At 62.6% G+C, this 12,479-nt stretch carries 8 protein-coding genes and 1 pseudogene; 4 read left to right on the top strand and 5 right to left on the bottom strand.

Annotated elements, in window-relative coordinates; genetic code table 11:
• Positions 1–60: 60 nt before the first annotated feature.
• The 5 genes and pseudogenes from BS629_RS11775 to BS629_RS11755 form a co-directional block, all read right to left on the bottom strand.
• The gene (locus tag BS629_RS11775) at positions 61–552 is read right to left on the bottom strand and encodes a tripartite tricarboxylate transporter TctB family protein (RefSeq protein ID WP_018243555.1); all 492 of its coding nucleotides are present in this window, start codon (positions 550–552) and stop codon (positions 61–63) included.
• Entirely contained in the window at positions 549–1,493 is a 945-nt protein-coding gene (locus tag BS629_RS11770) for a Bug family tripartite tricarboxylate transporter substrate binding protein (protein WP_018243556.1), read from the bottom strand. Before BS629_RS11770 ends, BS629_RS11775 begins: the two co-directional genes overlap by 4 nt.
• A 379-nt stretch (positions 1,494–1,872) precedes the next feature.
• Positions 1,873–2,919: an ABC transporter substrate-binding protein gene (locus BS629_RS11765; RefSeq protein WP_077988242.1), complete on the bottom strand. Its 1,047-nt coding sequence runs from the start codon at positions 2,917–2,919 to the stop codon at positions 1,873–1,875.
• A gap of 95 nt (positions 2,920–3,014) precedes the next feature.
• Positions 3,015–3,536, bottom strand: a pseudogene (locus BS629_RS11760) (GNAT family N-acetyltransferase); the annotation flags it as partial.
• Positions 3,537–3,719: 183 nt separating this feature from the next.
• A complete protein-coding gene (locus BS629_RS11755) occupies positions 3,720–4,589 on the bottom strand; it encodes an ornithine carbamoyltransferase (RefSeq protein ID WP_026188527.1) in 870 nt (289 codons plus the stop codon).
• Between the two features lie 434 nt (positions 4,590–5,023).
• Here BS629_RS11755 and BS629_RS11750 point away from each other — a divergent pair, with 434 nt between their 5' ends.
• The 4 genes from BS629_RS11750 (at position 5,024) to BS629_RS11735 (ending at position 12,476) form a co-directional block, all read left to right on the top strand.
• Complete coding sequence (locus tag BS629_RS11750) at positions 5,024–6,892, top strand: adenylate/guanylate cyclase domain-containing protein (RefSeq protein WP_018243560.1); 1,869 nt, start codon at positions 5,024–5,026, stop codon at positions 6,890–6,892.
• A gap of 97 nt (positions 6,893–6,989) precedes the next feature.
• Positions 6,990–7,667 carry a response regulator gene (locus BS629_RS11745; protein ID WP_017967883.1) on the top strand — a complete coding sequence of 226 codons (678 nt, stop codon included), beginning with the start codon at positions 6,990–6,992 and terminating at the stop codon, positions 7,665–7,667.
• Positions 7,664–9,046 carry a sensor histidine kinase gene (locus BS629_RS11740; RefSeq protein ID WP_018243561.1) on the top strand — a complete coding sequence of 461 codons (1,383 nt, stop codon included), beginning with the start codon at positions 7,664–7,666 and terminating at the stop codon, positions 9,044–9,046. Before BS629_RS11745 ends, BS629_RS11740 begins: the two co-directional genes overlap by 4 nt.
• Before the next feature lie 103 nt (positions 9,047–9,149).
• A complete protein-coding gene (locus BS629_RS11735) occupies positions 9,150–12,476 on the top strand; it encodes a transglutaminase family protein (RefSeq protein WP_018243562.1) in 3,327 nt (1,108 codons plus the stop codon).
• Positions 12,477–12,479: the final 3 nt, after the last annotated feature.

Below are 12,479 nucleotides of genomic sequence, written 5' to 3'. Positions count from 1 at the left end.
GTCCGATTTCGGGGTCAGGCGCCGCGCAAAATCAAAAGAGCTGACAGCGCGTCCGCGCGGTCAGAAGAACAGATGTTCGAGCGGGCCGGCCGGCAGCGTCAATTGCAGCAGCTGCGAGAAGATCGCCCAGACGACGAAGCTAAGGACGATGCCCAGCGGCAGCGAGATCCAGAGCTTACGCTTGCCGAAGCCGCGTGCCGTCAGCGCGAAGAGGATGCCGGTCGCGATCGAGAAGCCGGCGGCGCGCAAAAGCAGCATCTGGCCGGCAAGACCGGCGACGATCCAGATGACGGGCGCCACTTCCTGCCGGTCACGTTCGGGAAAATCGCCGCGCCAGGCTTCGAAGGCAGTCCAGATCCCGAGACAGAAGAGGCCGAACGCCACCACTTGAGGTACTGTTGCCGGACCGATGCGGTCGTATTGCGCAATCGTTTTCAGATGCAAGGCATCCCAGGCTATCACGCCGGCGACGACGAAGAGGAAAACGGCAATGATGAACGCCGCCCAATCAGGGCGACGCTCGGTTGCCGAGGAGGTGTTATCCTCGCTCATTGAACAAGTCCGATATCTTTGAGAATGCCTTCAGTGGCCGAGACATCCTTCTCGAGCTGCGCCTTGAAGGCATCGCCGGAGAGATAGGTGTCGGCCCAGCCCTTGGTCTTCAGGGTTTCCTGCCAGGTTGCGGAGCTGTGCAGCTTCTCGAAATCGGCAGTGACGCTTGCCACCTGCTCGGCCGACAGGCCGGGGGCTGCGGCGACCATGCGCCAGTTCTGGATGGTGACGTCGGTGCCGGCTTCCTTCAGCGTCGGGGCATCGACGCCGTCGATACGCTTATCGCTGGATACGGCGAGAAGACGGAGCGTGCCCGACTTCACCTGCGATTCGAACTCGCTATAGCTCGACACGCCGGCCGTGACCTGGCCACCGAGAATGGCGGCGAGGGCTTCACCGCCGCCGGAGAAGGCGACATAGTTGATCTTGGTCGGATCGACGCCGGAAGCCTTGGCGATCAAGCCGACGGTGATGTGGTCGGTGCCGCCGGCAGAACCGCCACCCCAGGAAACCGCACCCGGATCCTTCTTCAGCGCCGCGACCAGATCGGCCATCGTCTTGATCTCGGACGCGGCAGGAACAACGACGGCCTCATACTCGCCGGTCAGACGGGCAATCGGCGTGACATCCTTGAGCGTCACCGGCGACTTGTTGGTAAGGATCGCGCCGACCATGACATAGCCGCCGACGATCAGCGAATTCGGGTTGCCGGCAGCCTGGCTACTGAACTGCGCAAGGCCGATGGTGCCGCCGGCGCCGGGGACGTTCTGGACCTGCACGTTGCCGGAGATCTTCTCCTGCTGCAGCGCGGTTTGCAGCGAACGAGCCGTCTGGTCCCAGCCGCCGCCCGGAGCGGCCGGCGCGATGATGGTGTAATCGGCCGCATAGGCCGGCAGCGCGATAGTCGCGGCAAGAAGAGTTGCGATGAACGTATGCTTCACGATGTGTCCTCCGTGGCGGCTGAGCAGACCGCCTGTTGTTCTCTGGGAATCGGGAGGAATGGGCCGGCCAGCGGACGCAAGGGTCCTGAATGACGAGCGGAATACCTCCCAAGGCTTCAGCTCTCCGCCTCCACGGAGAAGAAGTAGCCAAAGCGACCACAACAAGCTGTCATTTAGCTGACATCGGCGAGATATCCAGAAGGACAGGACACTTTTTTGCCGTAATTGGCGGACGGCGGTCTCATTCCGGTTCTTCGCTGCCGCATGGCCAGCACCACTGGCCGCCGCGAAGCATGGCCGCGAGCCTTTCTGATAAGAGCTACGGGCGCAGCGACCCAAAGCTCTCTAAGGAGGGCCAGCCCGCCGAAAGCTGACGCCTTCACTGCATCCGTAGAACCTCGTTCCAATGCGCGATCAGCCGTGCTCGCTTCACCTGATCGAGATAGACCATCAGCCCGGGACTGACCGGCACCGGCCGAAGTTGGGCGCCGAGCAGTTCCTGCAGCGTGTTGGCGGTATTCTCCCCCGCGACCTCCGGGCTCACGGCCGGAATCTGCAGTTCGCGCGCCAGGATCGTCTGCCCTTCCCTCGACATGAAGAAGGTGAGATAGCGCCGCCCGAGCTCCGGCTCGGCGGCCGCCTGCGGCACCAGCCCGATCCGCGACATCACCACGGTATAATCCTTCGGCAGCACGATGCCGACGTCGGGATTCCGCGAGGCCCAGTCGGCCGCATAGGAACCGAGAATATTGTAGCCGAGCACGAAGCGCCCGTCGGCAACGCGTTCGAGAATCGCCGAACTCGTTGAATAAAGCTTGACGCCGGCAGCCCCCATCGCCCCGATCACTGACCAGATGTCGCCGAACTGTTCCTGGTCGCGCGCCATGAAAAGAAAGCCGACGCCGGAGCGCTCGATATCGTAGGTGCCGATCCGCCCATAGACCTCGTTGCCCTTGCGCTTCAGATAATCGACGAATTCAGCCCGCGAGCTCGGCACCGGCTCGTGCGCAAAGCTCGGCTTGTGATAGACGAACACCGCCGGCTCGAAGGTGAGCGCATAGGCGGTGTTGCGCCAGTTCGCCCATTTCGGCCATGCAGCGCTCATCGGCAGGTTGCTGACCTGCGCATATCCGTCGTTGGAAAGCTTCACCTGCAGGTCCATCGCCGAGGAAAAGGCAAAATCCGCCGTCTTCTTGCCGGCATCCGTCTCCTTGACGATCCGGTCGTAGATGTCGCCAGTCAGCATGTCCTCGTATTTGACTGCGACATCGGGATTGGCCTCCAGGAAACCCCGGATCATCGGCTGCGCCAACGGCTCGTCGAGCGAGGAATAAACCGTCAGTACCGGCGCATCGGCATTGCCGGATTTTGCCGTATAGGACACCTGATCGGCCAGGGCAAAGCCCGGCCAGAGCGCCAGCAGCAAGATGAAAACTCTCCTCATGCAGCAACAATGCCCGAGCGCGCCGGGAGGAGCAAGGGCGCCGGCCAGACGGTGGCCTCGCTGCCTGTTTTGCGGGGTCAGAGATCGCGCTCGAAGAAGAGCAGGATCTGCTCGAGTTCCGGCGGGACCGGATAATAGGCATCCCGTTCGCGGAAGCCGAGGCGGCGATAGAGCCCCTGCGCTGCCGTCTGCAGAATGCCGGTATCGAGCCGCATCGACAGATAACCGTCGGCTTTTGCCCTTGCCATCGATGCCTCGCAGAGTGCCGCAGCGACACCGCGACCGCGTGCCGCCGCCGAGACGAAAAGCCTTTTCATCTCTGCAATGCCCGGCGCTTGCTCTTGATGCATGACGCAGCCAACAGGCTCTCCATCAAGCCGCGCCAGGAAGATTGCACCCTTCGGCCTTTCGTGAATCTGCGGCAGGCCGGCGAGCAACGCCTCGAATTTTTGCGGATTGTAATAGAGATCGACTACCGGCCGATGCTGGGGGTAGTTGTCATAGAGCCATTGCCGGAATGATCGGCAGAGATCCCGCACCGCGGCAACCTCCGTCGGGCTTTCCGCGAGTTCGATCGTCAACTCTCCCATCCGCCCAACCTCCCGATCCCCGCCCTTCTATCACGAACCTGTTGCGCAAGTGGAGATCGAAGGCCGGATTAGAGCAATTCCAGGCAAAGCGCGAAGCGGTTTTCCCAGGCAAAGCGCGAAGCGGTTTTGCCGGGAATTGCGTAAAAACAAAAGGCTGGAGCGGTTCTGCGCTTCCCTGAAAGCTGAACCGCTCTAGGTCGCGACCCACTCCATCAGCGCATTTTGCGCATGCAGCAGAAAGGCCTTGGCGGCGCGGCTTTGGCAGAGCGGATGCTCCATCGCTTCGGCCGTCACCTCCTCGCCGCGCCGAACCGGCGGGCATGGCAGGAAGATCGCATCCTCCCCCAGCCGATCGAGCAGATCGCTCCCGATCCGGTAGCTGGTAAGCGCGTCGCCAACAGCGTCACCCGGCCATGAATCGGTGATGACGATGTCGGCATCCAGCACCTCGCCCATATCGGTGCTCACGCGAAAACGTCTGTTGAACAGCGCGGCGTCACAGATGTGCCAGCGTTCGGGATAGACCTGCACCACCTCGATCGGCAATACGATCGACGCTTCGGCCCAGGAGCGGAGGATATTTGCGTCCGCCGCCACGCCAACGACCTTCAGCCCGTCGATCGAGCCGCGCCGGCTCTTGATATAGGCAAGGTCGCCGAGCGTCTCGCAGGGATGGTTGGAGCGTGTGCGCGCATTGATGACAGGCACCGGCGAGGCCGCCGCCACCGCCTTCAATGTCGCAAGCTCCTTCGTGCGGATCACCAGCATGTCGAACCAGTTGCCGAGATAACCCGAGAGATCGCCGGTTTCCTCCCTGGTATTGAAGGCGATCGGCACTTGCACGCAGATACCACCCATCGCCTGGATGCCGAGATCGAAGGCGGTCGTATTGCGCCAGCCGCCGTCGTCGACAATCAGCGCGACGCGTTTTTCCGCAAGGCTCTGTGGCATCGCACGCTCATCCCAGGCTTCGGCGAGCTCGCCGGCGCGAGCGACAATCGATCGAAGCCCGGCCTCCGGAATATCATGAAACTCCAGAAAATTCCGGGCCGAACCTGTCATCTAAAATCTCCGTCAGGCATGAAACGTCGCCACAATACCCTTCGCTGGCCTCACGGCAATCGCCGAAGCAACCGCGAATCACATTGCATACCGCGTTGGATACCTCGCGATTCGTCGTCCAAGCCATGCCCCTGGGTCCGGCTCAAGCCTTAATCGATCCGCGATAGGTTTAATGATGCCGATCCCGGAAGCATCGACCAAAGCAGAACACTCCCGCTTTCTCCGATTAGAATCCCCTTTTCATCACAAAGGATTAGAGGCTGGCTCCATCCTTCACCCATTTAGAGTATTGATGAAGATCGACGACGTTATATGGTCGCGCTGCCGTATTAAAAACGTCGAAACCGCCCGAATTTCTTATTCGGGGGACGACTCTACGCGACAAAAACTCTATAAAAAGCTAGACTAATCTGGGAAGATCCATGGGAGGGGTCATGGAACGACGACTGAGCGCTATTCTCGCTGCGGATGTCGTCGGCTACAGCCGACTGATGGGCATCGATGAATCCGGCACGTTGCAGGCGCTGAACCGCCATCGCTGCGAGCTGGTCGATATTCGTATTTCAGACTACAAGGGCCGGATCGTCAAACTCACCGGCGACGGCATTCTTGCCGAATTCCAGAGCGTGGTGAACGCGGTCGCCTGCGCCGCCGAAATCCAGCGCAGCATGGCCGCCCGCAACGAGAACGTGCCCAAGGACGAGCGCGTCGAATTCCGCATCGGCATCAATCTCGGCGACGTCGTGGTTGAGAACGGCGACATATTCGGAGATGGCGTCAATCTCGCCGCCAGGCTTGAACGTATCGCAGCGCCGGGCGGCATCGCCGTGTCGGCCTCGGTGCGCGATCAGGTCGGCTCACGCCTCAATCTCGGCTTCGAATTCATCGGCGAACATATGCTGAAGAACATCAGGCAGCCCGTTCAGGTCTATACCGTCAGCTTGGCGCCGCCCACCTCCGCCAGATTGGTGGCGCAGAACCGCAATACCTGCTTCATCGCGGTACTGCCCTTCACCAATATGAGCGGTGATGCAGATCAGGATTACTTCTCCGACGGCATTACCGAAGACATCATCACCGATCTCTCCAAGATCTCCAGCCTGCACGTCGTGCCGCGCAATACCATCTTCACCTACAAGGGCATATCGGTGAAGGTGAAGCGGCTCGCCCAGGAGCTTGGCGTGCGCTACGTGCTCGAGGGAAGCGTCCGCATCTCCGGCAATCGTGTGCGCATTTCCGGCCAGCTGATCGACACCGCCAATGGCGACCATCTCTGGGCCGAGCGTTACGACCGCGACATGACCGACATCTTCGCCATCCAGGACGAGATCACCCATGCGATCGTCGGCCAGTTGAAGGTGCGTCTGTTGCCGGAAGAGAAGAAGGCGATCGCGACGGAGCCGACCGCCAATGTCGAGGCCTACACCTATTATCTCAGGGGCCGCCAGCTCTCCCACACCTGGACCAAATCCTATCTCCAGCTCGCAAGGCGCATGTTCTGCAAGGCGGTCGAGCTCGACCCGGATTATGCTCGCGCCTATGCCGGCATTGCCGATTGCGACGCGGCGATCCGCGATTGGGCTCCTGATGACGTGCCGCTGCGGCGCATCCTCGACATGAGCGCTCGTGCCCTGGCGCTTGATCCCGACCTCCCCGAGGCCCATGCCTCGCACGGCCTGGCCCTACATCAGAGCGGTTATGATGATAGGGCGGCGGCGGCCTTCGAACGTGCCCTGGCGCTCGACCCGAACCTCTTCGAGGCGAATTTCCACTATGCCCGGTTCTTCTTCATGCGGGGTAACTTTGCTGAATCCGTTCAATATTTCACCCGCGCTGCCGAAATCCGTCCGGATGACTATGTCTCACCGATCCATCTGATGTCCGCCTACCGCTCGCTCGGCCGTATGGTGGACACGGAAAACTGGGCAAGCCTCGGCCTGCTGCGCGCCGAACGCGCCCTGAACCTCAATCCGGAAAATTCCGGCCCGGCCCATCGCGGCGCGCTGGCGCTTGCCCATCTCGGCGACGCGGCGAGGGCACGCGACTGGGCTGCCCGCGCGATCGCCATCGATCCCGATGACATCGTCGCGCAGTATAATCTCGCCTGCGTCTATTCCGTCCTCGGCGATGTCGACCAGTCTATCGACCTTCTTGAGAGGCTGCTGCCGAACAGCTCCGTCTACCATATCAAATGGTTCAACAATGATTCCGACCTCGACAACATCCGCGACGATCCCCGCTTCCGGAAACTCCTCGCCGCCGCGATGACACAGCGCGAGCGGATCGAAAGAACCGGGAGCTGAAATCGAGGCTTTCCCGGCCGTTCACCGAATCTTCAAAATCGCTGTGACATCGCTCCGCCACCTCTGTAATCTCCTTTGAAAAACAGGGGAAACATCCGTGCGCATCCTGCTCACCGAAGACAATATCGCGCTGGCCGACGGCCTGTCGGCGATCTTGCGCGGCACGGGTCATGCCGTCGATGTCGTCCATGATGGGGCGTCTGCCAATGCGGTCATCGCCGCGGAAAATTTCGATCTGGTGATCCTCGACCTCAACCTGCCCGAGATGGACGGGCTCGACGTGCTGCGCGCCATGCGCGCCCGGCAGAACCAGGCGGCCGTTCTCATCCTGACCGCGCGCGGCACGCCGGAAGAACGGGTGAAGGGCCTCGATCTCGGCGCCGACGACTATCTGATCAAGCCCTTCGACATCGCTGAATTCGAGGCCCGTGTGCGCGTGTTGCTGCGCCGCCAGGCCGGGCTGCGCTCGGCGACGGTCAGCTTCGGCGGCATCTCCTTCGATCTCAATTCCCGCACCTTTTCATCGGGCGCCACGCCCCTCGATATTCCCGCTCGCGAGCTCGGCCTGCTCGAAATCCTCTTCATGCGGGCCGGCAAGGTCGTCGCCAAAGAGGCGATCATTCAATCGCTGACCGCCTTCGACGACGACATTTCCGCAAACGCCATCGAGCAATATGTCAGCCGCCTGCGAAAGCGCCTCTCGCCGCACGGCCTGACCGTCAAGACCGCCCGAGGCATCGGCTATTATCTCGACAAGCTGCCCGAGGCCTCATGAAAGCCGCCTATTCCCTCAGGCGCCGGCTGCTTTTCTGGCTGCTCGTCTCGACAGCCGTCATCGGCACGCTGGCGCTCGCCGATACCTATCGCGAGGCGGTCCAGACCTCGAACATCGTCTCCGACCGCGTGCTCGCCGGCTCAGCGCTAGCGATCGCCGAGCGGGTCGTCGTCGCCGAAGACGGCACGCTGCAGGTCGATATCCCCTATGTCGCGCTTGAAATGCTGACCTCGGCCGCGCAGGATCGCGTCTTCTACCGCGTCGACGGCCCGCCGGGCCAATTCATCACCGGCTACCAGTCCCTGCCGGTGCTGGACAAGACGCCAGGCGGTGTGGCCGCTTTCGCCGACGACACGTTCCGCGGCGAGCCGATCCGCGTCGCCACCCTCGAGCGCTCCGCCTCGACGGGCATCCGCTCCGTGCCCTTCGCCGTAACGGTCGCCGAAACCACCATCGGCCGCCGGCAACTGGCGCAGGCGATCCTCGTCCGCTCCGCACTCCGCCTCGCCTTCATGATCGCCGGCGCGGCCGTCATCGTCTGGATCTCGGTCACGGTGGCTCTGCGCCCGCTCTACAAGCTCGGCGACGCCATCGGCGAACGCAGCCCCGATGACCTGCATCCGATTAAGCAGACCGTGCCGAGCGAGGTCGAACCACTGGTCGATACGGTAAATTCCTTCATGGTCCGCCTGCAATCGGCGCTCGATGCGCTGCGCCATTTCACCGGCAATGCCAGCCATCAGTTGCGCACGCCGCTGGCGATCATCCGCACCCAGCTTGCCCTTTCCGCCCGCGCCGGCTCGCTTGATGAGGCCCAGGCGGCGGCACTGAAGGGCGACCAGGCGGTTGCACATGCCGAACGCATCCTCGCCCAGCTTCTCCTGATGGCCAAGATCGACGCCGCCACCGCCAAGGAGGCACTGACCGCCTCCGCCATCGATCTTGCCGCCATCGCTCAGGAAATCACCGGCGAGCAAATCCCGACGGCCGCCGTCGCCGGCATCGATCTCGGCTTCGAGGGCGAAAGCCCGGCGATGGTCCGCGCCGAGCCGCTGCTGATCGGCGAAATGCTGCGCAACCTTGCCGGCAATGCCATCGCCTATGCCGGCAAGGGAGCTGAGGTCACCGTCCGTATTATCGCCGCGTCAGAGACGATCCGCCTCGAAGTCGAGGACAATGGCCCCGGTATTCCCCGCGAGAAGCTGGAGGCGGTGCGCCGGCGTTTTTCGCGCGGCAATGAGTCCGGTGCGCCCGGTGCCGGCCTCGGCCTGCCGATCGTCGAAGAAATCGCCAATCTTTTCAACGCCGACCTGACACTGGAACCGGGCGCAGATGGCAAAGGCCTGAAAGCGGCCGTCACCTTTGCCAAGGCGGCGTAAGAGCCGTCGACCTTTCCGCCTTGCTTTCTTTCGCTGCATTGCACACACTGATTTTCGGGAACAGCAAGCCGCACGACGATGCGCGCCGGATAAAAAGAGAAATATGTCGATCAAAGCCAGCATCTATCATCTGACGCATTACACCTATGACAAGCCGGTCCGCCTCGGCCCACAGATCATCCGGCTGAAACCTGCCTCGCATTCGAAGACACGGGTGCTCAGCCATTCGCTGAAGGTCACGCCCTCCAATCATTTCGTCAACCTGCAGCAGGACCCTTACGGCAATTACCTTGCCCGTTACGTCTTTCCGGATCCGGTGTCGGAATTCAAGATCGAGGTCGATCTCGTCGCCGACATGACGGTCTACAATCCCTTCGACTTCTTCGTCGAGGAAGAGGCGACCAAGTGGCCCTTCGGATACCCTGAAACGATCCAGGAGGATCTGTCGATCTACATGACGCCGGAGCCGGCCGGTCCGCGCTTGAAGGCGCTGCTGCCGACTCTCGACTGGTCGCCCGACCAGCCGACGGTCGATATGATCGTCGGCCTCAATGCCCGCCTGCAGCGGCAGATCGGCTATGTCATCCGCATGGAAACCGGCGTGCAGACGCCGGAGGAAACGCTGGAAAGCGCCAAGGGCTCCTGCCGCGACACCAGCTGGCTGCTCGTCCAGATCCTTCGCCATCTCGGCCTCGCCGCCCGCTTCGTCTCCGGTTATCTCATTCAGCTGACGCCGGACCTGAAGGCGCTCGACGGCCCCTCCGGCACCGAAGTCGATTTCACCGATCTGCACGCTTGGGCAGAGGTCTATCTGCCCGGCGCCGGCTGGGTTGGCCTCGATCCGACGTCCGGCCTGCTGACCGGCGAAAGCCACATCCCGCTTGCCGCAACGCCGCATTATCGCAACGCCGCCCCGATTTCCGGCGGTTATTTCGGCGAGGCCGAAACCGAGTTCGCCTTCGACATGAAGGTCTCGCGCGTCGCCGAGCACCCGCGCATCACCAAGCCCTTCTCCGATGAAAGCTGGGAGGAGCTCAACGAACTCGGCGAGAAGGTCGATCGTGTCCTCGAAGCCGAGGACGTGCATCTGACGATGGGCGGCGAGCCGACCTTCGTTTCGATCGACGATTTCCAGTCGGAGGAATGGAACACCGCCGCAGTCGGCCCGACCAAGCGCGAAAAGGCCGACATCCTGATCCGCAAGCTGCAAGAACGTTTCGCCCCCGGCGGTTTCCTGCATTACGGCCAGGGCAAATGGTATCCGGGCGAAAGCCTGCCGCGCTGGACCTTCTCGCTCTACTGGCGCCGCGACGGCAAGCCGGTCTGGCAGAACCTCGATCTGGTCGCCACCGAAGGCAAGGATACCGGCGTCACCGCCGAAGATGCCGAGAAGCTCCTGACGGCGATCGCAAAGGAACTGGCGATCAAACCTGAGATGGTGCAGCCGGCCTATGAGGATCCGGCCGACTGGATCATCAAGGAAGGCAACCTTCCCGAAAATGTCGATCCGGCAAATTCGAAGCTGAAGGATCCCGAGGAACGCAACCGCATCGCCCGCGTCTTCGCCCGCGGCCTCACCGTCGCGACCGGTTACGTCCTTCCGGTCCAGGCCTGGAACGCCAAGGCAGCGGAAAGCCGAGTCTGGATCAGCGAGAAATGGCGCACCCGCCGCGGCAAGATCTTCCTCGTCCCGGGCGACAGCCCGATCGGTTATCGCCTGCCGCTCGGCACGCTGCCCTATGTCCCCCCGGCGCGTTATCCCTATATCCACCCCGCCGATCCGACGATCCCGCGCGGACCGCTGCCAGATGTCTTCGTACCGGCCGGCCGGGCCATGCCGGAAGCCTCTTTCCATGCCGACGAGAGCAATCGCGGCCGGATCGAACAGACGCTCGGCGAACTTCGCGGTGCCGTGCGCACCGCCATGTCGGTCGAGCCGCGCGACGGCAGGCTCTGCGTCTTCATGCCGCCGGTCGAGCGCATCGAGGACTATCTCGAGCTGATCGCGGCTGCCGAAAACGCCGCAGCCGAACTCAAGCTTCCGGTCCACATCGAGGGTTACCCGCCGCCGCAGGACGAGCGCATCAACGTCATCCGCGTCGCTCCGGATCCCGGCGTCATCGAGGTCAACATTCATCCTGCCTCGAACTGGAAGGACTGCGTCGACATCACCACGGCGATCTACGAGGAGGCGCGCGCCACCCGGCTCGGCGCCGACAAGTTCATGATCGACGGCCGTCATACCGGCACCGGCGGCGGCAACCACGTCGTCGTCGGCAGCGCCAATCCGAACAACAGCCCCTTCCTGCGACGTCCCGATCTCTTGAAGAGCGTCGTCCTCCACTGGCAGCGCCATCCCTCGCTCTCCTACCTCTTCTCCGGCATGTTCATCGGGCCGACCAGCCAGGCGCCGCGCATTGACGAGGCTCGTCACGACAGCCTCTACGAGCTGGAAATCGCCATGGCGCAGATCGCCGCTCCCGGCCGCGGCCAGCAGCCGCTGCCCTGGCTCGTCGACCGCCTGTTCCGCAATCTGTTGACCGACGTCACCGGCAACACCCACCGTGCCGAGATCTGCATCGACAAGCTGTTCTCGCCCGACGGCCCGACCGGACGGCTCGGCCTCATCGAGTTCCGCGGCTTCGAGATGCCGCCGAACGCACGCATGTCGCTTGCCCAGCAATTGCTGGTGCGCGCGCTGATCGCCCGCTTCTGGGTCAACCCGGTCGACGGCAAATTTGTCCGCTGGGGTACGACCCTGCATGACCGTTTCATGCTGCCGCATTTCGTCTGGGCCGATTTCCTCGACGTGCTTGCCGACCTTCGTGAAAACGGCTTCGACGTCAGCCCGGAATGGTTCAAGGCCCAGCTCGAATTCCGCTTCCCCTTCTGCGGCGAAGTCGAATATGAGGGCTCGAAGCTGGAACTGCGTCAGGCGCTGGAGCCTTGGCATGTCATGGGCGAGGAAGGCGCGCCGGGCGGTACCGTCCGTTACGTCGACAGCTCCGTCGAGCGCCTTCAGGTGCGGCTCGAAACCAGCAATACCGCGCGTTATACCGTCACCTGCAATGGCCGCACCCTGCCGCTGACGCCGACCGGCACCGCCGGCGTGTCGGTGGCCGGCGTCCGCTACAAGGCGTGGCAACCGTCCTCCGGCCTGCATCCTGTCCTGCCGATCAACACACCTTTGACCTTTGACATTTATGATACATGGTCGAAGCGTTCGATCGGCGGCTGCATCTATCATGTTGCCCATCCGGGCGGCCGGACCTATGACACCTTCCCGGTCAACGGCAACGAGGCGGAAGCAAGGCGGCTCGCCCGCTTCGAGCCGTGGGGACATACGGCGGGCGGTTATATCCCGCGCGCCGAGACAGGTTCGCTTGAATTCCCGCTGACGCTGGATTTGAGGCGGCCCGCCGGAATTTAAGGC

It is taken from the genome of Rhizobium leguminosarum bv. viciae USDA 2370 (assembly GCF_002008365.1).
Classification (GTDB): Bacteria; Pseudomonadota; Alphaproteobacteria; order Rhizobiales; family Rhizobiaceae; genus Rhizobium; species Rhizobium leguminosarum.
This window is presented reverse-complemented; position numbering and strand designations above follow the sequence as displayed.

Excerpts from the sequence above, each read along its gene's own strand:
- BS629_RS11775 (WP_018243555.1), bottom strand. The coding sequence starts at position 552 with ATGAGCGAGGATAACACCTCCTCGGCAACCGAGCGTCGCCCTGATTGG.
- BS629_RS11755 (WP_026188527.1), bottom strand. The coding sequence starts at position 4,589 with ATGACAGGTTCGGCCCGGAATTTTCTGGAGTTTCATGATATTCCGGAG.
- BS629_RS11750 (WP_018243560.1), top strand. The coding sequence starts at position 5,024 with ATGGAACGACGACTGAGCGCTATTCTCGCTGCGGATGTCGTCGGCTAC.
- BS629_RS11740 (WP_018243561.1), top strand. The coding sequence starts at position 7,664 with ATGAAAGCCGCCTATTCCCTCAGGCGCCGGCTGCTTTTCTGGCTGCTC.
- BS629_RS11735 (WP_018243562.1), top strand. The coding sequence starts at position 9,150 with ATGTCGATCAAAGCCAGCATCTATCATCTGACGCATTACACCTATGAC.